The following is a 25,120-nucleotide window of genomic DNA, read 5'->3' on the forward strand; positions in this document are numbered from 1 at the left end:
GGTGAACTCCACATCTGTTTCTGTGGCGCCGTCATTCCGGGGCGATGCGCAGCATCGAACTACGATGTGCAATTGCACATCTGGGAATCTCGAGATCCCGGGTTCGCTGCGCGCCCCGGGATCACGCTACGCGTCATTTCCCCGAAACCATCTCCTCGACTTCGCGCAGCTGTTCCTTGCCGAAGAACATCTCCTTGCCGACAAAGAACGTCGGCGAGCCGAACGCGCCGCGCTCGACCGCGGCTTGCGTGTTCTCGATCAGCTTTGCCTTTACATCCGCGTCCTGTGAGCGGGCCAGTAGCTTGCCTGCATCGAGGCCGGAGGAGGCCAGCGCCTTCGCGGCGACTTCCGGGTCGTCCATTTTCTTCGGCTCGACCCACATGTGATGAAACGCAGCTTCGACATATTTCTCGAACACACCTTCCATTTGCGCCGCGACCGCTGCTCGCATCAGGTTCAGCGTGTTGACGGGAAAAAATGGATTCCAGGTGTAGGGCTTGACGCCAAAGCGCTTGACGAAGCGTTCGGTCTCGATCGCGTGGAACTCGCGCTTGTTCTTGACGCCGGCGAGCGTTTCGGCCGGCGACTTGTTGTTGGTGGCCTTGAAGATGCCGCCGAGCAGCACCGGGACATACTCGAATTTCGTGCCGGTCCGCTTTTCGATCGCCGGGATCGCCTCGTGGCTGAGGAAGGCGTTGGGGCTGCCGAAATCGAACAGGAACTGCGGATTGGAGCTCACGGCATCCTCCTGACGGCTTCTTATATGATTACTATCATCCAAATGAGCCTAGCCGGTCGATGCTGCGAGATCAACAGATAGAGCGGGCTGACGCCGTCAGCCCGCTCCATCGTTTTCGCGAAGTCATGTTCCCTGCGCGGCCTGGTCGCTGTAGGCCAGCTTGACGATGTGGTCGCGCACATCCACCGGCCAATCCGCGATCAGTCCGGCGAAGCGGCGCCGGTCGTCGGCGAACAGAGCGCGCGAAGCTTCCTCGAAATTGGCGAGATTGCCGGCCATCGCAGACATGAAGTGGTAGGCCGCATCGCGCGCCGCGCGCAGGCGGTCGCGATCACCGTTGATGCGGCGGGCTTCATCCACCAGCTTGCGCAAGGCCACCGACGCGCCGCCGGGCTGGGTGTTCAGCCATTCCCAGTGCCGTGGCAACAGCGTCACCTCGCGTGCCACCACGCCGAGTTTGGGCCGGCCGCGGCCGCGCGGCTCCGCCGGCCCGAGTTCGGGAGCCGGAGCCTCGGGCTCGGTGCGTGGAAGCCTCGCGACGATTTCGTCCTCGCTGCCGCGCAGGTCCAGATCGAGCGGTCGGCCGCTGCTGTCGCTGAAGATGTGGACCGAGCCGGCCATCCGGCCGGCCCGCTTGATGGCGAGCGCCACCTGGGCAAGGGAGCCGGTAATGAAGCGCCGTTCGCCTTCGAAGGCGGTAAAGCTTTGGGTCATTTTGCGTTTCCGAAACAGCCACATGGGATAAATATACCCGGGTATATTTGGTCTGTCAATATTACCCGGGTATTTTGTTCCTCAGCCCTATAATATGCCGTCCTATTGTCTAGGGCTGGTAAGTCGCAAAATCGGCCAAGGCCTGATACGGGAACATCCGCAATTCCCGGAGGGACAGCCATGCTGACGGTGCACCATCTCAACAATTCCCGCTCGCAGCGCGTGCTGTGGCTGCTCGAAGAGCTCGCCGTGCCCTACGAGATCGTGCGTTATCAGCGCCAGGCCGACATGCGCGCGCCGAAAGAGCTGCGCGCCATTCACCCGCTCGGCAAGTCGCCCGTGATCACCGACAACGGTAACACCATCGCGGAGTCAGGCGCGATCGCCGAGTACATCATAGGCACCTATGGCAACGGCAAGCTGATCCCCGCAACGAATACGCCGGAGCGGCTGCGCTACACCTATTGGCTGCACTATGCGGAGGGCTCCGCGATGTCGCCGCTGCTGCTCAAACTGTTGTTCACGCTGATGCCGAAGCGTGCGCCGGCGTTGCTGCGGCCGCTGGTGCGCAAGGTCTGCAACACGGCGCTGACCACACTGGTCAATCCGCAGCTCAAGCAGCACATGGATTACTGGGAGAGCGAACTGGCGAAAAGCGAATGGTTCGCCGGCAACGAATTCTCCGGCGCCGATATCCAGATGAGCTTTCCGCTCGAAGCCGCCGCGGCGCGCGGCGGGCTGGAGCAGGGACATCCGAAGGCAATGGCGTTCCTCGAACGCATCCACGCCCGTCCGGCCTATGCCCGCGCGCTGGAAAAGGGCGGGCCGTATGTGGTGGGGAGGTAGCTCCCCCGTCATTGCGAGGAGCAAAGCGACGAAGCAATCCATCGGTCCGCTATGCCGCACTATGGATTGCTTCGCTTCGCTCGCAATGACGCCTCACGGCCCTACCGCCGCGATCACTTCCTTCACCAACCTGGCGAGCCCTTTGATGTCGCCTTCCGGATCGACGCTGTCGCCGAGACGCACGACGACGAGACGCTGTGACGGCATGATCACGATGCGCTGGCCGAGATCGCCGGCTGCAAAGAACGCGTCGCGGGAGATACCGAGCCGCACGCGCTCCTTGGCGCGTTCATGCTCGCTGCGGTTGGTCAAAAAGCCGGCGCCATAGTCGGTGTCGAGCGTGGCGGCGGCGGAGAAATCCACCCAGTCCTCGTGCAGCAGGCGTTTGCCGCCGACAATGCCGTCATTGACAAACAGCAGTCCGAACCGCGCCCAGTCCCGTGCGCTCGCCAGCATGTTGGTCGATCCCTGCAGCGTGCCCATCGCGTCGAATTCCAGCGTGACGTTGCGCATGCCGAGAGGATTGAACAGTTCGCGCCACGCAAACGCCAGGCTCTGCTCCGGTCCGCCGACGGCATCGCGAATGATCCGCGCCAACAATTGCGTGGTCGGGCTGGAATAGGCCCACCGCGTGCCCGGCGGCGCGACAAGCGTAGCGTTGACCGCGAAGCCGGCCATGTCGTCGGTCAGATAGACCATCTGGCCGAAGCTGCTGGCCTCATCGAGTGCCAGCCCGGTGGTCATGCGCAGCAAATGCTCGACCTCGATCTCGCGCCTGAGATCGCCGCGCCATTCCGGTATCGGCGCGGGCATCGATGGCGTGACAAGGCCTTGCTGGGTCAGCACGCCGATCAAGGCATTGGTCACCGACTTGGTCATGGAAAAGCCGGGCAGCGGCGTGTTGACGCCGATGCCGCTGGCGTAGCGCTCGGCGATCACCCTGCCGTCATGCACCACGACGACAGCCTTGGTGCGCCGGAACGGCGGCTCGGCTGGCTCCTCGAAGGCGTGATCGAGCGCGGCGTTCAATGCCGGATTGGACGGCGCCACGACATCGGGGCCGGCAATCTCGCCCAGCAGCGGCGGCGATTTCGGTACCTTCAATGCGTCAATGTCGCTCCTGAGGATGTACGGCTCCTTCGTTCCGTGCCGCAGCACACAGCCGAGGCCTTCATGGTAGACAGCGCGGCTGCCGAACATCCATGCCGCCGACGCATCGACACTCATCGCCGTGTGATCAACGTGGAATCGCAGCGCCGTGCGCAGGCGGCGCAGTCCGGGACGCTCGATGGTTTCCGAAAACACGGTTTGCGGATCGAGGCCGGAGACGAAGGTCTTGGCGCAGACATTGTGCGCGACCAAGCCGGTGGCGATGCGGATCGTGCGATCGGGGCGGTAGATGATGCAGGCCGTCGCCGACACGGTCAGCAGCAACGCGACAGCGGTCCAACTTCGCCAGCCCACACGTCTCTCCGCTATCAATCCGTTTCCAGCGCTACGGCTTCGCGGCGGCGACCGAGGGCAGCGCCTGTACGGTGACGCCGGGCGGCGGGACGTCATCATCAGGGACGAAGAAGTCCGGCATCAGGGCTACAGATTTGTCGACGCGGTAAGGTTCGAAATCGCGCACGCCACTGGCATAGAGCACCTTGTCGTCGATGCAGAACTGCCCGGTGAATTCGCGGGACGGCTTGGTGAAGATGACGTAAGCAGCGTCGCCCATGATTTCAGGCGTGCGGCTGGCGCGCATCATGGCGTCGCCGCCGAGGAGATTGCCGACCGCGGCGGTCGCGATCGTGGTGCGCGGCCACAGCGCGTTGACGGCGACGCCTGCCGATCTCAGTTCACCTGACAGCCCGAGCACGCACATGCTCATGCCGAACTTGGCCATCGTATAGGCGGTGGAATGCTCGAACCATTTCGTCTTCATGTCGAGCGGCGGCGACAGCATCAGGATGTGCGGGTTTTCGGCCTTCTTCAGATGCGGGATGCAATATTTCGACACCAGGAAGGTGCCTCGCGTATTGATGCCCATCATCAAGTCGAACCGTTTCATGTCGGTCATCTGCGAATTGGTCAGGCTGATGGCGCTGGCATTGTTGACGCAGATGTCGATGCCGCCGAACTCGGCCACGGTTTTCTCGATCGCCGCGATCACCTGCGCTTCGTCGCGAATATCGCACAGCACCGGCAGCGCCTTGCCGCCGGCGGCGCGCACCTCGTCGGCGGCGGTGTAGATGGTGCCCTTGAGCTTTGGGTGCGGCTCGGCGGTCTTGGCCGCGATCGCGACATTGGCGCCGTCACGCGCGGCGCGCAGCGCTATCGCCAGCCCAATGCCGCGGCTGCCACCGGATACGAACAGCGTCTTGCCTTTGAGGGATGTCATGGGAGGACTCCATTATCGACGCATGGTTAGGGACGCGCAAATGGTCGGGCTCCCTCCCCCCTTGCGGGGGAGGGTCGGGGAGAGGGGTGGCGTCATCGGCACCGCCCGTGTGAACCCCTCTCCCCGACCCTCCGGCCGCAAGGGGGAGGGAACACACCTTTGTTCACGGCGACACTTCAGAAAAACAATCCTACGCCGATGATGCGATCAGGCAAATCGGCGGCTTTACGTCACTGCCCCGCCGCCTCTGCACCACGCGTACGCGGATCGGGAGCGCCGAGCAGGCCGGTGGGCGTAACGGCGATCGAATTGGCCGAGGTCTGGCCGAGCGGCACGATCACCTGATGCCCTTTGGCCTTCAGCGCATCGAGCGTCTCCTGCGGAAAGCCGCGTTCTGCGCGCACTTCGTCGGGCATCCACTGATGATGCACGCGTGGCGCGGCGACGGCAGCCGCAACATCCATCTTGTAGTCCAGCGCGTTCACGACGACCTGCAGCACCGCCGAAATGATCCGGCTGCCGCCGGGCGTTCCCGTCACCAGCACCGGCTTGCCGTCCTTCAGCACGATGGTCGGCGACATCGACGAGAGCGGCCGCTTGCCGGGGCCGGGCAGATTGGCCTCAAAACCCACCAGCCCGAAGGCGTTGGAGGCGCCGGGCGCGGCGGTGAAATCGTCGAGTTCGTTGTTGAGCAGCACGCCGGTGCCGTCGGCGACCAGGCCGACGCCATAGGGGAAGTTCAGGGTGTAGGTGTTGCTGACGGCGTTGCCACGGCTGTCGACAACCGAATAATGCGTGGTGTTGCTGCCCTCGCGTTGCGGGGTAATCTTCAAGACATCGGCCGACGGCGTTGCGCGTTCCGGATCGATGCTGGCGCGTTGCCTCGCCGCATAATCCTTGGCAAGCAGGACCTGCATCGGTGCGTTGACGAAATCGGGATCGCCGAGATAGCGGGCGCGGTCGGCATAGGCGCGCTTCATCGCCTCGATCATGACATGCAGCGAGGGCGCCAAGCCCTGCTTCATGTCGGACATCGGAAAGCCTTCGAGGATGTTCAGCGTTTCCAGCAACACCGTGCCGCCCGACGACGGCAGCGGCATCGAGACGATGTCGTAGCCGCGGTAATTGCCGCGCACCGGCGCGCGGAGCAGCGCCTGATATGATCTCAGATCGTCCGGCGTCATGATGCCGCCGGCACTGCTCACCGCCTTCGCCAGTTTTTCGGCAACCGGTCCTTCATAGAAGCCGCGCGGGCCCTGTTCGGCGATCGCGGTCAGCGTGGCCGCCAGATCAGGCTGGATCAGCCGGTCGCCGTCGCGCAGCTGCTCACCATCGGCACGCGAGAAAGGTTTTGCGGAATTCGGCCAGCGCGCCATCCGGCGATACATGTCGGAGAGGGTATCGGCCATGTCGTCGGCGACGATAAAACCGTCGCGGGCCAGTTCGATCGATGGCTGGATGGTCTGTGCGAGGGTGAATTTGCCGGAGCCGTATTTTTCCAGCGCCAGCGCCAGGCCCGCCACGGTGCCGGGCACGCCGATGCCGAGCGCCGAATTGCGCGATTTGTCGGTGTCGGGTTTGCCGTCGGCGCCGAGATACATGTCGCGCGTGGCGGCTGCTGGCGCGGTCTCGCGATAATCGATCGCGACGGCTTCGTTGCGCTCGGCGGAATGAATCACCATGAAGCCGCCGCCGCCGATATTGCCGGCGCGCGGGTAGGTCACCGCCAGCGCAAAGCCGGTCGCGACCGCGGCGTCGACCGCATTGCCGCCCTGCCGCAAAATGTCGGCGCCGATGCGGGCCGCGAGTTTTTCCTGCGCCACCACCATGCCCTGCTGGGCGGATACGGCGCGCACCGTGGCAAGGTCCGGCGGTGTATAGAGGCGGCGTTGCTCCTGCGCATACGCCGCTGTGCTGCATGCAACAACGAGCGTGATGGTCGCCAGCGCGCTACGCCACTTATTCGTGCAGAAAATCATCCAAAATCCGCCGCAGTTGGAGCCGGTGTAATGCCTGGCAATCGCACACGCATATAATCGCATGCTATATGGGTTCGAATTCGACGGGCAAAACGCCTTGTCGTGATCGATGAAGGAAATTCCTGGGCATGACGGTGATTTCTCCGCAGGCATCTGGCGCTGATATTCCAGGAAAATATCCGCCCCGCGCCGCCGTCGTCAGCTGGATCTTCTTCGATTGGGCAGCCCAGCCCTATTTCACGCTGATCACCACCTTCGTGTTCGCGCCGTATTTCGCGGGCTTCGTCGCGCCGGATCCGGCGACCGGGCAGGCGCTGTGGGGGTTTGCCACCGCGGCCGCGGGGCTGTTGATTGCGCTGATGTCGCCGATCCTGGGCGCGATTGCCGACGCCAGCGGCCGTCGCAAGCCGTGGATCGCGGGATTCGGCTTGCTGCTGGTGATCGGATCGAGCCTGATGTGGTTCGGAAAGCCCGGCGATCCCAGCATTATCCCGACACTGCTGCTGTGTTATGCGATCGCAAGTGTCGGCGTCGAATTCGCCACCGTGTTCAACAACGCGATGATGCCCACGCTGGTGCCGCCGGACAAGATCGGACGGCTGTCCGGCACCGGCTGGGCCACCGGCTATGTCGGCGGCATCCTCAGCCTGATCCTGGTGCTCGGTTTTCTCGCTGCCAACCCTCAGACCGGACGCACGCTGTTCGGCTTCATGCCGCTGTTCGGCCTCGACCCGGTGACGCATGCTGGCGACCGCATCACCGGGCCGCTGACGGCGCTATGGTTCATGCTGTTCACGCTGCCGATGTTTTTGCTGACGCCGGATTATCCGGCAAAGCTGCCGGTGCGCGCGGCGTTGCGCGAAGGTTTGAGCGAGCTGAAGCAGACGCTGCGCGAACTGCCGAGGCAGAAGTCGCTGGCAACGTTCCTGCTTGCCAACATGATCTATACCGACGGGCTGGTGTCGCTGTTTGCCTTCGGCGGCATCTATGCGGCGGGCACGTTCGGCTGGCACACCATCCAGATCGGCACCTTCGGCATTGTAGCTGCGATCGCGGGCGTGTTCGGGGCCTGGCTCGGCGGCAAGCTCGACGACCGCGTGGGGCCGAAGCGCGTGATCGCGATCAGCCTCCTGGTGCTGCTGCTGGCGCTCGCCGCCATCCTGCTGGTCGACAAGGATTCGATTCTGTTCGCGAAGGTGGACCCGCCCGTCCCCGGCGGACCATTATTCGCCGGGGCTGCCGAGCGCGCCTATCTCATCCTCGGATGTCTGATCGGCGGTGCTGGCGGTCCCCTGCAGGCGGCGTCGCGCACGCTGCTCATTCGCCTCGCGCCGCAAGATCGCATCGCGCAGTGTTTCGGGCTGTTCGCGTTGACCGGAAAGGTCACCTCGTTCGTCGGACCGCTGCTGATCGGCGTGGTCACGGCGGTGACCGCGAGTCAGAAAGCGGGGATGGCGCTGCTGGTGGTGTTTTTTGTTGTTGGGCTGGCGCTGTTGTGGCGGGTGAGGGAGAGGTGAGGTTGCCGCGCTCTCTCAACACGTCGTCCCGGCCTTGAGCATCTGAGCTCAAGGCCGGGGCGACAGTAATCAATGCCGGAAATGCCGCACGCCGGTGAACACCATGGCGATGCCGTGGTCGTCGGCGGCCTTGATCACCTCGTCGTCGCGCATCGAGCCGCCGGGCTGGATCACAGCGGTGGCGCCGGCTTCGATGCAGGCCAGCATGCCGTCGGCGAACGGGAAGAACGCGTCTGAGGCGACCACCGAACCCTTGGTCAACGGTTCGGCGAGCTTGAGTTCAGCCGCCGCGTCCAGCGCCTTGCGGGCGGCGATGCGGGCGGAATCGACCCGGCTCATCTGGCCGGCGCCGATGCCGACGGTGGCAAGATCCCTGGCGTAAATAATCGTGTTGGATTTGACGTGCTTGGCGACGCGGAAGGCGAATTTGAGATCGCGCAGTTCGGCGTCCGTGGGCGCGCGCTTGGTCGCGACCTTCAGCGCCATGTCTTCGATCACGGCGTTGTCGCGGCTTTGAACCAACAGACCGCCGGACACGGTCTTGGCGGTGAGGCCCGGCTTGCGCGGATCGGGCAGGCCGCCGACCAGCAATAGCCGCAGATTCTTCTTTGCGGCGACGACGGCGATGGCTTCCTCTGTCGCGTCCGGTGCGATGATGACCTCGGTGAAGATTTCAGTGATCGCGCGCGCAGCGTCGGCGTCGAGCGTGCGGTTGACCGCGACGATGCCGCCGAACGCCGACGTCGAATCGCAGGCCAGCGCCCTCTTGTAAGCGCCGAGCAGATCGCTGCCCTCGGCAACGCCGCAGGGGTTGGCATGCTTGACGATGACGCAGGCGGCGGTGCGGGCCGGGTCGAACTCGGCGACGCATTCATAGGCCGCATCGGTGTCGTTGATGTTGTTGTACGACAGTTCCTTACCCTGGAGCTGGCGCAAGGTCGAAACGCCTGGCCGCTTGTCGGGCGTGGCGTAGAACGCCGCGGTCTGGTGCGGGTTCTCGCCGTAGCGCAAGGACTGGATCAGCTTGCCGCCGAAGGCGCGGAAGTCCGGCGCGTCGTCCTTTAGCTGAAGCGCGAACCAGTTCGAGATCGCGGCGTCATAGGCGGCGGTGCGAGCGTAGGCTTTTGCCGCGAGGCGGCGGCGCAGTGTCAGCGAGGTCGCGCCGTTGTTGGCGGCGAGCTCGTCGAGCACGGATTGATAGTCGCGGGCTTCGACGACGACGGCGACGTCGTCATGGTTCTTCGCCGCGGCGCGGATCATCGCCGGGCCGCCGATGTCGATGTTCTCGATGCAGTCTTCGTAACCGGCGCCTTTGTCGACGGTCGCCTCGAACGGATAGAGGTTGACCACCAGCAGATCGATCGGCGCGATGCCGTGCGCCTGCATCGCATCCGTGTGTTCCTTGTTGTCGCGGATCGCGAGCAGGCCGCCATGCACCTTCGGATGCAGCGTCTTGACCCGGCCGTCCATCATTTCGGGGAAACCGGTGAGGTCGGACACATCGCTGACCTTCAGCCCCGCGGCCGCGATCGCTTTTGCCGTGCCGCCGGTGGAGACCAGATCAACGCCGTAGCCTGCAAGCGCGCGGGCGAATTCGATCAGGCCTGTTTTGTCGGACACGGACAACAGAGCGCGGGTGACGCGGCGGGGATGGTCAGTCATGGCAGGTTTCCTGGCAGGTTCGCCAGCCCGGTAGCATGGTTTTGCCGGTCATGAAACCGCGGCCGATGCCGGAATTCGGGAAAATACCGGGGATATTGGCATGCCAGTTTTCGACATAGCGAGGAGCAAAGCGACGAAGCAATCCATCTATCCGTTATGCCGCGCTATGGATTGCTTCGCTGCGCTCGCAATGACGGCTCGCGAATCCCCTACAGCGGCAATTCCGGTTCGCGCCTGGCGTTGCGCCTTGCGTTGGTCGCCGCGGCTGAGGTCGAGGAACGCACAAAATTCCAGCGGATCGAGGTTGCCTGCCGTGAATCCTGCCGGATCACGATCTGGGCGGTGCGGCGGGGGCCGTCATTGCCGGCCAGGAACACGCTGTCCTCGAGGTCGACCTTGTCGTCGAGCGCCTCGAAGGTCCAGACGTCGCGGTTGGGCAGTACCAGCATGACACCGCGGGCGTCGGAAAGCCGGCTCGCCTTCACGGACGGGTGCAGATGAAACCGCAAGGCAAAATCGCTGCCGTTGCCCTTGAAGCGCGAGCCCGGTGCCGGCGACAGCGTGTCCTCGCCGTCGAGCCGCGCGCCGTCAGGCGCCATCATCAGCACGCGGCGGTGCACGACGCCAAATCGCGGCAGATAGCCGTCATGCGATGTGGTCAAGAGATCGCCGTTCTCCACCGCCTCGCGATAGCTCTCCACATTGGCCGGGCCGCTGGTGACAGGCGCACCCTGCAGCAGCCGTTTCATCGCCGATATCTCGACGAACTGGCAGGACGACGTCTCGTGATAGGTCAGGGTCGAATGCGCCGCGGTAGAGCGCGCAAAGGCGCGCCAATTGTCGCGGCCGGTCGAGGGCATGCCGCAATTGACGACGATCCGGCTCGGCCCGGAGGACAATTCGAACGCCAGGCAGCCGGCATGCGCGTCCTGGCTGATATTCGGCGGCGGCGGCGGACCGGTGTCCATGATGACCGTGGTGGCGCCGGCGTCGAGGCGCTGAAAGCCGGTATGCGGCATGTGCGCCATCGGCACGCCGTGGGTGTCGTCATAGGCCAGCAGCGTCGCCACCAGATCGTTCGGCGCGTTGCTCATGCCGTTGAACAGCGCAAAGGCGCCGTCGCCATGACGGAAGAAGCGCAGCATCGGCATCATGCGGTCGATCGCGTTCAATAGCGCCGGCGGCGGCGCGATATTACGCGCGGCAAAGGTCTGGCGCAGCGGCAGCATGTCGCTGAGCAGCTCGACAAGCGCGCCGGGATTGCGCGAGATGTGCCCGCCGTCGGGCAGGATCTGCCGCTGCAATTCGTCGGACAGCCGCCGTGACGCCGAGCGGATATGTTTGGCCTGGTTTGCGAGGCACAGCGAGGCGTAGCAAAGCGCGATCAGCACCTGCACCCGCGGCACGCCGTCGGCGATGTCGAGCATGGTGTAGCGCAGATAGCGGATCTCGCGGGTCAGCCCGCGCAGATATTTGCGATAGAATTTGCCGTCGGTATCGCCGAGCACCAGCGGGGCCTGCGACAACAGCGAGATGACGCGGCGCGCCAGCACATCGGCGCGGCGCTCGAGCGGCCGCTTGCGTCCGGGATTCGAAATCCAGTCGTCGACCAGCGAACGGGCATTGGCGCGGGTCAGCGCGGTGTCGGCCGCGCGCAGATGGCGCAGCCAGCCGAAGCCGAGCAGCGCCACTTCCCAATCTTCCGACGGCGGCTCGAGATCGAAGATCGAGCGGCCGTGGCAGGTCACGATCTTGCCGGCGAACACGAAACGGCCGGCGTAGATTTCGGCGGCGCGGGTGGCATCGGCGGTGCGCAGATCATGCGGGGCGATGATCAGCCGGTCGGCGCGGCCCGGCCAGAGCCGCGACAGCCCGACGGTACTGCCGCTGGCGCGCGCGATCACGCCCCGCGTAAAGCGGCTCGCGACCAGCGTCGTAATGCGTCTGCGTTGAGCGACCGACACGCCTGACCTTGATGGGAGGAGATCTTGTGGCGAATCCTTTGTAATCCGGAAACGCGCCCAAAACACCATCTTGAAAGTGCGCGAATCACCCGATGGTCGCGAAAAACAGGTGCAAAATCAGGATTTAACCAGCCGCGCGGCGTAAAATCCATCCAGCCCGCCAAGCCGCGGGTCGTCGTGGGGCAGATGGCAGGGCAGGGTACGCAAATCGCCATCGGCCGTGACGATCTCGGCAAGGCCTGCGACCTCGCCGGCGTCGACCGGCGCCCGGCGCACGCCTGATTCGGTCGCGAGCAGCGCTGCCACCGCCTGCTCGCCTTCCTCCGGTTCCAGCGAACAGGTGCAATAGACCAGCGTGCCGCCCGGCTTGAGCAGCGCGACCGCCTTTTTCAGCAGCCGGAGCTGCAGCGCGCTGAGCGCCGCGATGTCGGTTTCCTGCCGCAGCCAGGCCACGTCGGGATGGCGCCGGATGGTGCCGGTCGAGGTGCAGGGTGCATCCACCAGCACGCCGTCGAACGTGGCGTCGCCGCCCGGCCATTCGGCGCCATCGGCAACGACGTCATTGGCCTGCAGCGACAGCCGCGAAAGATTGTCGCGCAGCCGTGTCATCCGAGGCGCCGAACGATCGACCGCGGTGACGCGTGCGCCGGCTTGCGCGAGTTGGGCGGTCTTGCCGCCGGGCGCGGCGCAGAGATCGACGATGCTCTTGCCGTTGATGTCGCCGAACAGCCGCGCCGGCAGTGCGGCGGCGGCGTCCTGTACCCACCATTGCCCCTCGGTGAAGCCGGGCAGCATCGTCACGGAACCCTGCAACAGGGTGCGCACCGTTCCGGTCGGCAGCGTTTCGCCGTGCAGGCGGGTCGCCCATTGCGGCGCGTCCGACTTCACGGTGATGTCGAGCGAAGGTTCATGGCCGATCGCAATGGCCATCTCGCGCGCGGTGGTCTCGCCATAGGCCGCGATCCAGCGCGCCAGCAGCCACGGCGGAATGTCCAGCGTCTGCGCCTTGACCTCGTCGATCAGCGGCTGGCCTTCGCGCGCACAACGCCGCAGCACGGCATTGACGAGGCCGGCATATTTCGCGGCGCGGCGGTCGGATTGCACCAGCCGCACCGACAGGTCGACGGCGGCATGATCGGGCACGTCCATCCAGAGAATCTGCGCGGCACCGATCAACAGCGCGCTTTGCGCGCGCGGCGCGTCGGTCGGAACGCCGCGATTGAGAAGGCGCGACAACAAATGACCGAGCGTGCCGAGCCGCCGCAGGATCGTTGCGACCAGCCGCCGCATCAGCGCGCGGTCGCGATCGGCGAGCGATTTCAATCCGGGATGGGCGCCGGCGCCGTCGAGTTGCTCGTCGAGCGTGCGGTGCTTGTGCAGCACGCCGTCGAGAATGTCGGCCGCGATGCGCCGCGCTGCGAGACCGGGAACTTCGGCAGGAACTGCGAATCTTGAAGGGGGCATGAAGAAGGAATATCTCGGAAGGTGCTGAACAGGGTTTCGGCGCATGCCATCGAAGTGAAGAACTTGGAAATGAAAAACTCCTTTGGCATGCGAATATGCCAAATGTAAGAATCACACCGCCGATTTCATGATTGTGATGCCGGCGTTGCGTTCATCCGTTTGCTAATGAGATGCGCCGCAGGAAAGTTTTGCCGGAAATTTTGCGATGACCGACGACCCCCGATCACCGTCTGCAGCTCTTCCCGGCGCCGCCCCCGGCAAGTTGCTGACGCCGGCCGCCCAGCGTGCGCTCGCCGAGGCCGAAGCGCGCCGGAAAGCCGCTGAGGCCAACGCTGCTCAACCGGCACAAAAGGAATTGCAGGGTCCGAAGGGGCCGGAGCCGACCCGTTACGGCGACTGGGAGCGCAAAGGCATCGCCTCGGACTTTTGAGGCGAGGAACGCTTGCCGGAATAGCCGACTCAGTAAGGTAGACTTTACGAAACAGGCGCGGCGCTTCCTGCGTTGCCGCATAAAATTGCCAGAACCAGAGCCTCCGTTGGCGCCGGTGAAGATGGATCGCCCTGTGAATAACGGGAGCAACCTTCTCGCAGCCGGTGAATCTGCAAAGACTCACATATACTTGGTCAGGTCGCAGGGCAGGGGATAACTCATGCCACACGTGCGTGCTCTACGATATTTAGTTTTTGATTCAGGAACTCGTACTAGTCCTTGACGGGTGTAACGGAGCTGCCTTAGCTTTTGTCCTGTTCGGCGCGAGTGTGTTTTGGGTCCCCGCCGGCTATCCCAAAAAGGGTTCCGGTCAGCAAGTCGATCAGCCGTAAGGCTGATGGAGACCGAAGACGTGCGAGGTTCTGGGACCGACCTCGCCACAAATGATAAAGCCGGACCTTTGGCAAGGCCCGGCTTCACCTAAACCGCAGGCTTGGACGCATTGCGGCGTGTCTCTTGGCAAAGACCCGTGTAGACTCTCGCACGGGTGACGCGCTGTCAATGCATCCAAGCTCCGATTCAAAAATATTGGAGCTACCATGCAAAACAACGCCACCGAGAAGTTAAAGCCGTACCGCCTTGCCTACGAAGACGCCATTAATGTTTGGCTTCGCTATTGGCATGGCGAGTTCCAGCACAACATCGCAGCTTCTTACGGCGTCAATCCCGGCCGTGTGAACGATGTACTGAAAGAGCGTGCGCACTACGGCAGTAAAGCTGCCGCAGCAGTACGACTTGAGACCGCTGCATAAGCACTGAGAGAAGCCCGGCTCCCTATTTGCCGGGCTTCTTTCGTTTGGCCTTGCGGCATTCGCTTCTTCTGCACATCGGCCATGTGTCCGGTAATGCGCGAACGACGGAGGGCAGCTTGCAGCCGCTGTTCCGCGACATCGTCGCTGTATTTCTCTTCTTTGCTTTTAGGCTCCGCTATGCGCGTCCCTGCAAAACCAGAAGATATTCTGGAAGTTTACGTAGATGAAAGTAGCCAAACCAAGCACCGATACCTGGTGCTTGGTGCCGTTGTTGTCCGTCTGACCAGTTCGCAAATCATCAACGATATTATCGCGAAGGCTCGTTTGCCGGAACTCCCTAACAACGAGATGAAGTGGACGAAAGTATCCAAAGCGAAGCTGCCCGCCTACAGGCGTGTGGTTGACGCATTTTTCGATAGATCTGAGTCGATCCATTTTCATTCGCTGTTCGTGGACACGACGAAGCAAGATCATAAGAAATTCAACGGGGGCGATAGCGAAATAGGCTTCAACAAGGAGGTCTATCAGTTGGCGAACAAAGTGAGCCAGCTTTGCCCGAACGATTACTTTCACATTTACCCGGATTATCGAGACACAAAGAGCACGCCAGAAGAGTTGCGCCTTATCTTGAACCGAGGCGCCGCCAAGCGCGGCGACCCTCGCGATTGGCCAATACGACGCATTCAGTTCCGAGATTCCAAAGACGTTCAACTGCTACAGTTGGTCGATATCCTGATCGGTGCAATTGCATTTCAGTTGAACGGCCATGACAAGGCACCAGACGCCAGCGCCGCAAAGGTTGAGTTGGCCAAGCACGTAATGACGCGCGCCGCCATCACTGACATAACAAAAGGCACCGGCCGAACCGGAAGGTTCACCGTATGGCCGCGCCGACTGAGGTAAGGGTGGTCCCTAGTCCATAGACTGAAGTCTTTGCTCCTAAGAGCAAACTTTCAGTCCTCACCTTAGGGTGAGCGCCACTGCCTAGGCAGTGGCTTCAGACTAGGGAGTTGGAATCAATATAGCTACCCGATCTCGGCTTGTGAATCCCGGGGACAACTATATTTTATGCCTTAAATTACAATAGCTTAACCAGTCTTTAATTCTTGGGCGCGCCAGTCGAACCGGTCGATTCGGCCGAAACAAAACAGCATCTAGCGTGCGTGATTGGGAATATGTCCCCATATAAAAGAATAATCACCTATCGGACGCCGCATCGAAGTGGCTGGCGGCGCCGGTTGTCGGCGGCGCTGCCCTGGGTTTTCGTGATCGCCGTCGCCGCGGGGATGCTGCTGCCGTATTGGGTGCATTGGCCGTTTCCGCCCGCGTCCGACAGTCAGGCCGCGCGCGACGCCGAGACGATCTGGAAGAGCGCCGGCCGTCCCGATCTGCGTCACGCCGTCGACGTGATCCGGACCGTCGATGGCGACACGTTCGAGGCGCGGGTGCATTTGCCTGATGGCCTTTCACTGAACACACGGGTCCGCCTGCGCGGCATCGACACGCCGGAGTTAAAGGCGTCCTGTCCGCAGGAATTGCAGATGGCTGAAGCCGCGAGCGACGCGCTACGCGGCCTGCTCCGCGAAGGCGCGGTCACGATCTCGAATATCGGGCCGGACAAGTATGGCGGCCGGGTGGTGGCCGATGTGGCGACGAGGAGAACCACCAGCGTCTCGGCAGCGTTGCTGGCCGGGGGTCATGGGCGCAGGTACAGCGGCGGTCATCGCAACGGCTGGTGCGCGAACGCGGGCAAGTAAGAGAACAAGTAAAAAGAAAAGCCGCGCTGTTGCGCGGCTCTTTGTAGTTCGTCATTCCGGGGCGATACGCAGTATCGAACTATGATGCGCAATTGCGCATCTGAGAATCTCGAGATTCCGGGTTGACGCTACGCGTGCCCCGGAATGACAAGGGTCGCGATCAGCGCGTCACCGTCACCTGCGTGCCGACCGAAACGCGCTGGTACAAATCGGTGATATCGGCGTTGAGCATGCGGATGCAGCCATAGGAGACAAAGCCGCCGACCGATCCCGGTGCGTTCGTGCCGTGGATGGCGTATTCGCCGCCGGCGAGCGTCATTGCCGCGACGCCCATCGGGTTGCTCGGCGAGCCGCCGGGAATGACGTTGGGCATGTTCGGCTTGTCGCGCTTCACTTCGGCGGGCGGCGACCAGGCCGGGTTCTGATACTTGCCGTCGATGCGGGTGGTGCCTTCCCACTGCTTGCCGGCGCGGCCGACGCCGACCGGATAGCGTACCGCGCGGCCCTGATCGAGAATGAGATAAAGGCGGCGCTCGCTGGTCTTCACGACGATCGTACCCGGCGTGTAATCGCCGCGGACACCGACGATCTCCGGCCGCGCTTCTGCCGCCGACGACATCAAAATGCCCATCCCGATGGTGGCGGCCAGCGCCACCGCAATCCTCATCGACATCAATTTCTCCCGCCCACTTTACCCCGTCAGGGGGTCCTCAAATGCCAACGCAAACCTATCAGAAATAGGGGTTTGCCGTCTCACCCACGCATTTTTAACCGCGTGTCTTAACCGGATGGTTTCCAAGCCGGCGGTGAGACCCGTTTCGATGGCGAAACAAAAGGAAATGTTCGAATTAAAGTAAATGACTTGAAAACAACACTCGTCCGGAAACGTCCCCGGGCAGCGGTCACCGCCCTGACGATTGCGTGAGCCGGCTAGGTCCGGGCGGAGTACCCACGAATTGCCCAAACGCTCCGCCGCCGGTGTCGCCAGGTACCGGCCCCCCGACATGACGAAAAATTAAGCCGGGTAAACCTGAACGCGGCGTCGCGACGATGCGGCTACTGGCTGCGGCCCATTTCCGGGGCGCAGGAGTTCGGCTCATGCGAGCACTGGTTGAGATAATTTTGCTGCGCCGGGGCGTCCGCGCCGGCGGCGGTCGCCTCACGGCACTGCTGGCCGCAATGCTGCTGGGGCTATCAGCGCTTTCGGCGGGCGCCGCGGCGCAACCCTCCTACGACGTCAGGGAGGAGGTTCGCGACGAACCGGTGCAGGGCGAAGCCCGCGCGGTGCTGTTGCAGTATGGGCGTTTCGTGCAGCACGCCCGCTTCGGCGAGGTGTGGGTGCCGACGGTCACGCCGCAAGGCTGGCATCCCTATCCGCCGTGCCAATGGGTCAAGACCAAACAATTTGGCTGGTACTACGACGACAAGACGCCGTGGGGCCAGATCGTGCACCACTATGGCCGCTGGTTCTGGGATCAGCAGATCGGCTGGGCCTGGGATCCCGGTTCGCAGTTCAGCCCCGGATGGGTGGTGTGGCGGTCCAGCCCCGAATGGACGGGCTGGGCGCCGATGCCGCCGGACCAGGCTTTCCAAAACATGTCTGCGGATCAGTTCAACAGCAGCAATCAGTGGATTTTCGTCGAGACCGCGAAGTTCAACGCGGGTTGCGACGCGACGCAGACAGCGCCGGTCGAGCGCATTCCGGTGCTGCTGCGCCAGACCAAATGGATCACCGCCGTTGAATATGTCGACGGCATCGTCGTCATCGTGCTGCCGCCTTACCTGATCGGGCCGTTCGTCAATGTGCAGATCGGATTCGGTCCGTGGCCCGCGTGGTTCATGGTGCAGATGATGATGAATTCCAATTTCGTGTGGCAGAAGACGTTGAACCCCAACGTCGCGCAAGTCTGCACACCGTCGAACGCGAAGTGAGGGAGCAATCATCATGACCCTCGCTCGAAAAATCTCGATCAATGCCAGGACGATGCTCACGGCGATGTTCGCCGCGGCGCTTGCCGCCCTCGTATTGTCAGCTTCGACGCCATCCGCTTTCGCGCAAGCGCCTGCGCAGGAGTCCACCCAACACTCTGCCAGCGCCGCGCCGCAACAAGACGCTGCGAAGCTAAGGGACGAATTCCGCGGCGTGCTCACGCAGTACGGCCGGTTCGTCCAGCACGCCAAATATGGAGAGGTGTGGATCCCCACGGTGACGCCGCAGGGATGGCGTCCCTATCCGCCCTGCAACTGGGTCAATACCCGCAAATACGGCTGGTACTACGACGACAAGACGCCGTGGGGCGCGATCGTCCATCACTACGGACGTTGGGTGTCGGATGCGCAGATGGGATGGATATGGACACCAGGTGCGGAGTTCAGCCCGGGTTGGGTTGTCTGGCGCACGTCGCCGGAATGGGTCGGCTGGGCGCCGCTGCTGCCCGATCAAGACGTAAAGACGGTTTCCACCGCTGACTTCAACAGCGCCGCTTACTGGATCTTTGTCGAGACGCAGAAGTTCGCGCAAGGCTGCAATGGCGCGGCACCGCCGCAGCAGATCCCGGTGCTGCTGACGCAGACGACCTACGTGACCGACGTCAGGCTCGTCTACGGCATCACGATCATCGTGTTGCCGGGATACGTAGTCGGTCCGTGGATCGACATCGACATCTTGTTCTCGCCGTGGCCGGCCTGGTTCGTCGCGCAGAATTTGATCGACTGGAATTTCATCTGGAACAACCTCGCTGTCATGAGCGTGGTGGCTCCGGACTGCCCGCCAGTGAGTCCGAAGCAGGGCGGTGGAGCAAAGCCGTTGCCGGTCCACAACCCTGTGTCGCCGCTGCCGCCGCGTCTCGATCAGCCGATCGACAATGGTCCGCCTGTGGTCGTCGTGGTCCCGCCGGTGTGCCCGCGCGGCACGGTCATGGATCATGGTGTGTGCCGGTTGCCGGACTTCTGCCGCCCGGGAATGGTGCGGGTGGGCCATCTGTGCGTATTCCCGACGAGGCCCGATCCGTTGCCGAAGCCGCCGGTGACCGAAAATCCCTGCGCCGGGCTCAGCGGCATTGCGCTGCGGCGCTGCCTCCACGCGCACCGGCCACATAGCGGTGACGGCAAACCGCCGGTGACGGGTCCGGTTACGGGTACCGGCGACGGCCGGCCGGTGGGCAATCCACCGTCGTCAAACGGCGGCCATACCGGACACAACCCGATTGGCGGCGCCTCCGGGACAGGCAAACCCGGTGTGCGGATTCCGAACGTGATTCGCCCCAACGGCTCGGGTGACAATGTGCGGATCAGGGAGCCGGTGCAGTTGCCGAACCGCCTGCCGCCATCGACTTCAGCGCCGATGCGGCCGAATCCCAGTCCGGTGGTGATGGCGCCGAGCGGTGGCCTCAACAAGACAACCATCGGATCTGCGCCGCCGATCGCGCCCCGGCCGGTGCCCGTGACCGCGCCGGAGAGGAAGACTCTCACGCGGTGAGGATGAAACAAAAAAGGGCTCCAGTTATCCCGGAGCCCTTTTCATTGACTGCCGTACTATGGCCTCCCCACAGACGTCATCCCCGCGCAACGGCTTGCCGTTGTCGCTGGAGGTGCGAGCCCTCTTAGGCGAGCCTCGAAGGATGGGCCACGGGCCGTCTATCCTTCGACGCGCGCAAGAGCGCGCACCTACGGGTGAACGCAATTCCGTTCATCCCGGGGATGACGGCAACCCTATTGCGCGCTACGCCCCCGCGCCCTTCTTGTTCTGCCGGTTGTGCACGAGATCGTCGACCACGGCGGGATCGGCCAGCGTCGAAGTATCGCCGAGGCTTGACGGTTCGTCCTCGGCGATCTTGCGCAGGATGCGGCGCATGATCTTGCCGGAGCGGGTCTTCGGCAAGCCCGGGGCGAACTGGATCAAATCCGGCGAGGCGATCGGGCCGATGTCCTTGCGCACCCACGCCACCAATTCCTTGCGCAGCGCTTCGGTCGGCTCCTTGCCGGTCATCAGCGTCACGTAGGCGTAGATGCCCTGGCCCTTGATGTCGTGGGGATAGCCGACCACGGCGGCTTCCGAGACCGCCTCATGCGCGACCAGCGAGCTTTCGACTTCGGCGGTGCCCATGCGATGGCCGGATACGTTGATGACGTCGTCGACGCGACCGGTGATCCAGTAATAGCCGTCGGCGTCACGGCGGCAGCCGTCGCCGGTGAAGTACTTGTTCTTGTAGGTCGAGAAATAGGTCTGCTCGAAACGCGCGTGGTCGCCATAGACCGTGCGCATCTGGCCCGGCCAGGATTTGGCGAGGCAGAGATTGCCCGAGGTTTCGCCGTCCAGCACCTTGCCGTCGGCATCGACGATCTCGGGCACCACGCCGAAGAACGGCCGCGTCGCCGAACCCGGCTTGAGTTTTGTCGCGCCCGGCAGTGGCGTGATCAAAATGCCGCCGGTCTCGGTCTGCCACCAGGTGTCGACGATCGGGCAACGCTCGTCGCCGACCACGCGGTGATACCATTCCCAGGCTTCCGGATTGATGGGCTCGCCGACCGAGCCGAGCAAACGCAGGCTCTTGCGCGAGGTCTTCTTCACCGGATCGTCGCCGCCCTGCATCAGCGCGCGGATCGCGGTCGGTGCGGTGTAGAAGATGTTGACCTTGTGCTTGTCGATGACGTTCCAGAACCGCGAATTATCCGGATAGTTCGGCACGCCTTCGAACATCAGCGTGGTCGCGCCGTTCGCCAGCGGTCCATAGAGGATGTAGCTGTGGCCGGTAACCCAGCCGACGTCGGCGGTGCACCAGTAGATGTCGCCGTCGTGATAGTCGAACACGTATTGATGCGTCATCGACGCGAAGACGAGATAGCCGCCCGAAGTGTGCAGCACGCCCTTGGGCTGGCCGGTGGAGCCTGACGTATAGAGGATGAACAGCGGATCTTCCGCGTGCATCGGCTCGCACGGGCATTCCGTCGTCACCATCTTGGCGGCTTCGTGATACCAGAAGTCGCGGGTCGGGTTCATGTCCACAGTGCCGCCGGTGCGCTTGACCACGACGACCCAGTCGACGCCGCCGCTCTTGGCAATCGCGGCATCGACATTGGCCTTCAGCGGCACCTTCTTGCCGCCGCGCAGGCCTTCGTCGGCGGTGATGACGACCTTGGACTGGCAATCGGTGATGCGCTGGGCGAGGCTGTCGGGGGAGAAACCGCCGAACACCACCGAATGAATGGCGCCGATCCGCGCGCAGGCCAGCATCGCATACGCCGCTTCCGGGATCATCGGCAGGTAGATGGTGACGCGGTCGCCCTTCTTGACGTTCCTGGTGCGCAGGATGTTGGCCATCTTGCAGACTTCGTCGTGCAGCTGGCGGTAGGTGATATGTTTGGACTCGTTGGGATCGTCGCCCTCCCAGATGATCGCGGTCTGGTCGCCGCGCTTGTCGAGGTGGCGGTCGATGCAGTTCCAGGCGACGTTCAGGACGCCGTCCTCGAACCATTTGATCGAAATATTGCCGGGGGCGAAGGAGGCGTTCTCGACCTTGTGGAACGGCTTGATCCAGCCGATCCGCTTACCCTGTTCGGCCCAGAAGGCGTTGGGGTCGGCGACCGAATTCGCATACATCTCGCGATACTTGGCGTCGTCGATGAAAGCGCGCTTCGACCAGTCTGCCGACACGTCGTAAATCTTCTCGGACATTTTCCCCTCCGCTGATTGCGAGCTCTACCCGTAAGCGGTCGCAAGCCGTCTTGATTATTACGATGATTAGGCGTCGCAGGGGGCCCGGACAAGGCGGAAACATCTGCGACCTTGGTCGGTTTCCCGCGCTCCCGCAGTGCCCCGGCCGGCCCGGTCCGGCCATCACTTTCGCGTTTTGGTGCGACCCAAAATCAACGTTATCGCGCGAATGGCTCCCATGACCGGTATCTAATAACCGTTCATCGCGGAATCGGGACTCGCAAAGGGGTTCGTTACCCCCTAAATGGCCTTTCCGGGGTGCAGGGCCCCGCCGGAACCAAGCCGTAGCAAGCGGCATTACCGGACGAACAGCGGAGCAGGACAACGACGGTCATGATGGATCAGGTGAATTTCGAGGCTACGCGGCCCAATTCCGCTGATCCTGCCGTCGCATTGGCAGAAGCGCTTGGCCAATTGCCGAAAGCGCCGCTGAAGGCCCCCGCGAAAATCCCTTCTCCGAAAGAAAAGCTCGCCAAGCATGAGCCGAAGATTTCGGTCGAGTCGCTGGCGCAGGAACTGGGTCTCAAGCTCGGCGACCAGAACGAGCTGACGATCCGCCGCATCAAGCGTGGCAAGACCTATTCATTTGTTCGCGCCAACGGCACGGCGATCCGCCACGCCGGCACCATCCGGCGCCTGAACTCGATGGCGGTGCCGCCGGCCTATCAGCAGGTGCGCTATTCGCCCGATCCGACCTCGCATCTGCAGGCGGTCGGCGTCGATGCCGCCGGCCGGCTGCAATACCGCTACCACGCCGATTGGGAAAAGGTCCGCGAGCACCGCAAGGCGCATCGCCTGGCGCGCCTGGTTGCGGCCTTGCCGAAGATCCGCCGCAACGTCTCGATGCATCTGTCCGGCGACGAGCCGACGCGCGAGTTCGCGCTATCGGCCGTGATCGAACTGATCGCCCGCACCGCGATCCGGCCCGGCAACGAATCCTACGCGCGCCTGAACGGCACCCGCGGCGCCACCACGCTTTTGAAGTCCAACGTCACGCTGGAAGACGACAGCTTCGTCCTGACCTTCAAGGCCAAGGGCGGCAAAGCCGTGCGCAAGGAATGCGATGCGGCCAAGCTCGTGCGCGCGATCGGCATCCTGCGCAGCGTGCCGGGCAAGCGCATGTTCCAGTACCGCGACAATTCCGGCACCGTGCGTACTGTCTCGACCACGACGGTGAACGGGTTCCTGCGCGAGATCGCCGGCATCAAGATTTCGCTGAAGGATTTCCGCACCCTGATGGCGTCAGCCGTGGTTTTGGAGTCATTGTCGCGGATCTCGCCGGCGGCGAGCGCCCGCGGCCGCAAGAAGCAGGTGCTGGAAGCGGTTCGGGCTGCCGCCGATGAACTGTCGAACACGCCGGCGATCTGCCGCAAGAGCTACGTCCACGATACCATCGTCACCGCCTTCGAGGACGGCATCCTCGAGCGCTTCGCCGCGACCATGAAGGGCTACCGTTCGCAGTCGAAACGCGAGGCGCTGCTGGCGCAAGTGGTGACCGCTGCCGCGGCGGCGTAGGCAACGCCGTCATGCGCGGGCTTGACCCGCGCATCCATCTTCAAAAAAGCTTTTCGAAGTTTGATGGATTACCGGGTCATAGGCGAGCGGAAGCGACGCCGTCCTACGGACGGCTATGCCCGGCAATGACAGATTGCGAGCGCTACTGCCCGCCTACCTTTGAGGACATCTTCCGTTCATCCACGCCGACCGGCTGCACATCACGCGCGTCCTCGCCGGCAACATGCGCATTCGACAGGAACACAATATTCCTGCCGCCGCGCTTGGCGTCGTACAGGGCGTCGTCAGCCCATTTGGCGACCATCTCCGGTGCGGCGCCTTCGTGCGCGAACGCAACGCCGAGACTGATCGTCACCACGCAGGTCGAATCGTTGGCGGGATGGATGCCGGGATTGACGATGCCGAGCCCCTCCACTGCGCTGCGGATGCGTTGCGCGATCGTCCAGGCCAGATCGGGCGTGGCATGCGCGAGAACGACGAGGAATTCCTCGCCGCCATAGCGGAACACCGCATCCAGGCCGAGCCGGACCGAGTCCTCGATCGTATCAGCTACCCGCCTGATGCAGGCGTCGCCGGCGGCGTGGCCGGCGGTATCGTTCAGGTGCTTGAACAAGTCGATATCGGCCATGATGAACGCGATACTGGCTTTCGGAACCGTCGGGTCGCGCCAGAGCCGGTCGATCAGATCGGTCGCCGAACGGCGATTGCCGAGCCCGGTAAGCGGGTCGCGCGTCGCCAGTATTTCCAGTTGATGGTTGGCGCGCCTCAGGGCGTCGCTGCGATACTGGTTGCGCAAGGACAGCAGGAAGGCTTTTTGACCGAGGAGCGACTGGGTTTTCCGCGCGATCGTCGCCGCATACATGCCCATCGCATAGAAGATCGACGTTCCGACCGCTTCCTTGGATTCGATCGCGGGATTGAAGATTTCAAAGCCGAAGAAGATCCCGATGGAGCAGATCATCAAAGACAGCGTCCAGAGATAGTCGATGCTGAACACCACGATCGCGATCGTGTTGACGTACATGATGCAGGTGAGGAAGCGCTCGTAGTTGCCACCGGCCGCGACCGCGAGGAAGCCGTAAGCAATCATGACTGATGTCATCAACAGCAGCAGCGACAGGCCTTCGACCGCGGCGCTGCGCGGTTTTCGCCAGATCAGATAAGCACAGCCGTGCATCGCCGGAACCAGCAGGCCGCTGATGATGGTGGTGTGCATGAGGAAGTCGGGCGCCAGCAGGTAGCTGATCGGAACGAACGCGACGCTGATCAGCCCGACCCAGACCATCCACGCGCGCGCGATCTTGCTGCGTTGCGGCCAGTCCTTCCTGCGATAGGCGCGAACCATCTCGGGAGAGAACCGGATGTCGCGCGTGCGCTGGGACAGCAGGCGCTCGGTCTCGGCTTCGAGCGCCGGCGTCACGAGCACGTCCGCCGCATCGTCGAGCGGCGTCGCGTTCAGGCTGCTGGAACCCGATCTCAAGGCGTATCTCTCCCGCTGGCGTGCTTGCCGCACGCGGCAGGAGTTAGCGCCCGAAATGCTAAATTTCTCCTGCAAACGGGATCGGGGAGTATTACGGGATAAGGGGATGGTTAAGGTGCCAGGATAAGGTGCTATATTACCC

At 63.2% G+C, this 25,120-nt stretch carries 21 protein-coding genes; 9 read left to right on the plus strand and 12 right to left on the minus strand.

From position 1 onward, the window contains the following. Positions 1-133: 133 nt before the first annotated feature. A complete protein-coding gene (locus JQ609_RS11395; protein ID WP_212273487.1) occupies positions 134-739 on the minus strand; it encodes a 2-hydroxychromene-2-carboxylate isomerase in 606 nt (201 codons plus the stop codon). Between the two features lie 123 nt (positions 740-862). Then, complete coding sequence (locus JQ609_RS11400; protein ID WP_212273488.1) at positions 863-1,453, minus strand: DUF2239 family protein; 591 nt, start codon at positions 1,451-1,453, stop codon at positions 863-865. Between the two features lie 180 nt (positions 1,454-1,633). On the opposite strand from JQ609_RS11400, the gene JQ609_RS11405 reads away from it, so the two are divergent. Then, positions 1,634-2,299 (plus strand): glutathione S-transferase family protein, encoded by a 666-nt coding sequence (locus JQ609_RS11405; RefSeq protein ID WP_212273489.1) that lies wholly within the window; start codon positions 1,634-1,636, stop codon positions 2,297-2,299. Positions 2,300-2,392: 93 nt separating this feature from the next. Here the strand turns inward: JQ609_RS11405 and JQ609_RS11410 are convergent, their stop codons facing one another. The 3 genes from JQ609_RS11410 to ggt all read right to left on the minus strand — a co-directional run bounded on the left by JQ609_RS11410 (position 2,393) and on the right by ggt (position 6,664). Continuing rightward, positions 2,393-3,763 (minus strand): serine hydrolase, encoded by a 1,371-nt coding sequence (locus tag JQ609_RS11410; RefSeq protein ID WP_312014839.1) that lies wholly within the window; start codon positions 3,761-3,763, stop codon positions 2,393-2,395. Between the two features lie 31 nt (positions 3,764-3,794). Further along, positions 3,795-4,685 (minus strand): NAD(P)-dependent oxidoreductase, encoded by an 891-nt coding sequence (locus JQ609_RS11415; RefSeq protein ID WP_212273490.1) that lies wholly within the window; start codon positions 4,683-4,685, stop codon positions 3,795-3,797. Positions 4,686-4,915: 230 nt separating this feature from the next. Further along, the gene (ggt, locus tag JQ609_RS11420) at positions 4,916-6,664 is read right to left on the minus strand and encodes a gamma-glutamyltransferase (RefSeq protein ID WP_212273491.1); all 1,749 of its coding nucleotides are present in this window, start codon (positions 6,662-6,664) and stop codon (positions 4,916-4,918) included. 128 nt (positions 6,665-6,792) lie between these two features. Here ggt and JQ609_RS11425 point away from each other — a divergent pair, with 128 nt between their 5' ends. After that, a complete protein-coding gene (locus JQ609_RS11425; protein WP_212273492.1) occupies positions 6,793-8,181 on the plus strand; it encodes an MFS transporter in 1,389 nt (462 codons plus the stop codon). A gap of 69 nt (positions 8,182-8,250) precedes the next feature. On the opposite strand, the gene purH is transcribed toward JQ609_RS11425, so the two are convergent. The 4 genes from purH to JQ609_RS11445 form a co-directional block, all read right to left on the minus strand. After that, on the minus strand, positions 8,251-9,843 hold the full coding sequence (gene purH / locus JQ609_RS11430; protein WP_212273493.1) for a bifunctional phosphoribosylaminoimidazolecarboxamide formyltransferase/IMP cyclohydrolase: 1,593 nt from the start codon (positions 9,841-9,843) through the stop codon (positions 8,251-8,253). Beyond that, positions 9,836-9,985 (minus strand): hypothetical protein, encoded by a 150-nt coding sequence (locus JQ609_RS11435; RefSeq protein WP_212273494.1) that lies wholly within the window; start codon positions 9,983-9,985, stop codon positions 9,836-9,838. Before JQ609_RS11435 ends, purH begins: the two co-directional genes overlap by 8 nt. 67 nt (positions 9,986-10,052) lie before the next feature. Further along, entirely contained in the window at positions 10,053-11,807 is a 1,755-nt protein-coding gene (locus JQ609_RS11440) for a heparinase II/III family protein (protein WP_312014840.1), read from the minus strand. Between the two features lie 117 nt (positions 11,808-11,924). After that, a complete protein-coding gene (locus JQ609_RS11445; RefSeq protein ID WP_212210285.1) occupies positions 11,925-13,271 on the minus strand; it encodes an RsmB/NOP family class I SAM-dependent RNA methyltransferase in 1,347 nt (448 codons plus the stop codon). A 205-nt stretch (positions 13,272-13,476) separates the two neighbouring features. Here JQ609_RS11445 and JQ609_RS11450 point away from each other — a divergent pair, with 205 nt between their 5' ends. From JQ609_RS11450 to JQ609_RS11465, 4 genes are all read left to right on the plus strand, one after another. After that, positions 13,477-13,701 carry a DUF1674 domain-containing protein gene (locus JQ609_RS11450; protein ID WP_212273496.1) on the plus strand — a complete coding sequence of 75 codons (225 nt, stop codon included), beginning with the start codon at positions 13,477-13,479 and terminating at the stop codon, positions 13,699-13,701. 599 nt (positions 13,702-14,300) lie between these two features. Then, positions 14,301-14,513, plus strand: a complete 213-nt coding sequence (locus JQ609_RS11455) for a hypothetical protein (RefSeq protein ID WP_212273497.1) — start codon at positions 14,301-14,303, stop codon at positions 14,511-14,513. A 177-nt stretch (positions 14,514-14,690) separates the two neighbouring features. After that, complete coding sequence (locus JQ609_RS11460; RefSeq protein WP_212273498.1) at positions 14,691-15,416, plus strand: DUF3800 domain-containing protein; 726 nt, start codon at positions 14,691-14,693, stop codon at positions 15,414-15,416. Between the two features lie 272 nt (positions 15,417-15,688). After that, complete coding sequence (locus JQ609_RS11465) at positions 15,689-16,270, plus strand: thermonuclease family protein (RefSeq protein ID WP_212273499.1); 582 nt, start codon at positions 15,689-15,691, stop codon at positions 16,268-16,270. 160 nt (positions 16,271-16,430) lie between these two features. On the opposite strand, the gene JQ609_RS11470 is transcribed toward JQ609_RS11465, so the two are convergent. Beyond that, positions 16,431-16,943, minus strand: coding sequence for a L,D-transpeptidase (locus tag JQ609_RS11470; protein WP_212273500.1), 513 nt, complete (start codon positions 16,941-16,943; stop codon positions 16,431-16,433). A 425-nt stretch (positions 16,944-17,368) separates the two neighbouring features. Here JQ609_RS11470 and JQ609_RS11475 point away from each other — a divergent pair, with 425 nt between their 5' ends. Then, positions 17,369-18,202, plus strand: coding sequence for a DUF6600 domain-containing protein (locus JQ609_RS11475; protein WP_212273501.1), 834 nt, complete (start codon positions 17,369-17,371; stop codon positions 18,200-18,202). A gap of 13 nt (positions 18,203-18,215) precedes the next feature. Beyond that, positions 18,216-19,748, plus strand: a complete 1,533-nt coding sequence (locus tag JQ609_RS11480; protein ID WP_212273502.1) for a DUF6600 domain-containing protein — start codon at positions 18,216-18,218, stop codon at positions 19,746-19,748. Positions 19,749-19,991: 243 nt separating this feature from the next. Here JQ609_RS11480 and acs read toward each other — a convergent pair whose 3' ends face one another. Then, positions 19,992-21,944 carry an acetate--CoA ligase gene (acs, locus tag JQ609_RS11485; RefSeq protein ID WP_212273503.1) on the minus strand — a complete coding sequence of 651 codons (1,953 nt, stop codon included), beginning with the start codon at positions 21,942-21,944 and terminating at the stop codon, positions 19,992-19,994. Positions 21,945-22,316: 372 nt separating this feature from the next. Between acs and JQ609_RS11490 the strand changes: the two genes are divergently transcribed. Continuing rightward, positions 22,317-23,498, plus strand: coding sequence for a DNA topoisomerase IB (locus JQ609_RS11490; protein WP_212273504.1), 1,182 nt, complete (start codon positions 22,317-22,319; stop codon positions 23,496-23,498). Positions 23,499-23,640: 142 nt separating this feature from the next. On the opposite strand, the gene JQ609_RS11495 is transcribed toward JQ609_RS11490, so the two are convergent. Continuing rightward, the gene (locus JQ609_RS11495) at positions 23,641-24,978 is read right to left on the minus strand and encodes a GGDEF domain-containing protein (RefSeq protein WP_212273505.1); all 1,338 of its coding nucleotides are present in this window, start codon (positions 24,976-24,978) and stop codon (positions 23,641-23,643) included. Positions 24,979-25,120 lie beyond the last annotated feature (142 nt).

The sequence above is a fragment of the Bradyrhizobium sp. AUGA SZCCT0169 genome (assembly GCF_018130085.1).
Classification (GTDB): Bacteria; Pseudomonadota; Alphaproteobacteria; order Rhizobiales; family Xanthobacteraceae; genus Bradyrhizobium.

Coding starts and splice junctions, on each gene's coding strand:
- JQ609_RS11470 (WP_212273500.1), bottom strand. CDS start 16,943: ATGTCGATGAGGATTGCGGTGGCGCTGGCCGCCACCATCGGGATGGGC.
- JQ609_RS11465 (WP_212273499.1), top strand. CDS start 15,689: ATGTCCCCATATAAAAGAATAATCACCTATCGGACGCCGCATCGAAGT.
- JQ609_RS11455 (WP_212273497.1), top strand. CDS start 14,301: ATGCAAAACAACGCCACCGAGAAGTTAAAGCCGTACCGCCTTGCCTAC.
- JQ609_RS11445 (WP_212210285.1), bottom strand. CDS start 13,271: ATGCCCCCTTCAAGATTCGCAGTTCCTGCCGAAGTTCCCGGTCTCGCA.
- JQ609_RS11450 (WP_212273496.1), top strand. CDS start 13,477: ATGACCGACGACCCCCGATCACCGTCTGCAGCTCTTCCCGGCGCCGCC.
- purH (WP_212273493.1), bottom strand. CDS start 9,843: ATGACTGACCATCCCCGCCGCGTCACCCGCGCTCTGTTGTCCGTGTCC.
- JQ609_RS11400 (WP_212273488.1), bottom strand. CDS start 1,453: ATGACCCAAAGCTTTACCGCCTTCGAAGGCGAACGGCGCTTCATTACC.
- JQ609_RS11415 (WP_212273490.1), bottom strand. CDS start 4,685: ATGACATCCCTCAAAGGCAAGACGCTGTTCGTATCCGGTGGCAGCCGC.
- JQ609_RS11405 (WP_212273489.1), top strand. CDS start 1,634: ATGCTGACGGTGCACCATCTCAACAATTCCCGCTCGCAGCGCGTGCTG.
- JQ609_RS11475 (WP_212273501.1), top strand. CDS start 17,369: ATGCGAGCACTGGTTGAGATAATTTTGCTGCGCCGGGGCGTCCGCGCC.
- JQ609_RS11480 (WP_212273502.1), top strand. CDS start 18,216: ATGACCCTCGCTCGAAAAATCTCGATCAATGCCAGGACGATGCTCACG.
- JQ609_RS11425 (WP_212273492.1), top strand. CDS start 6,793: ATGACGGTGATTTCTCCGCAGGCATCTGGCGCTGATATTCCAGGAAAA.
- JQ609_RS11460 (WP_212273498.1), top strand. CDS start 14,691: ATGCGCGTCCCTGCAAAACCAGAAGATATTCTGGAAGTTTACGTAGAT.
- acs (WP_212273503.1), bottom strand. CDS start 21,944: ATGTCCGAGAAGATTTACGACGTGTCGGCAGACTGGTCGAAGCGCGCT.
- JQ609_RS11490 (WP_212273504.1), top strand. CDS start 22,317: ATGATGGATCAGGTGAATTTCGAGGCTACGCGGCCCAATTCCGCTGAT.
- ggt (WP_212273491.1), bottom strand. CDS start 6,664: ATGATTTTCTGCACGAATAAGTGGCGTAGCGCGCTGGCGACCATCACG.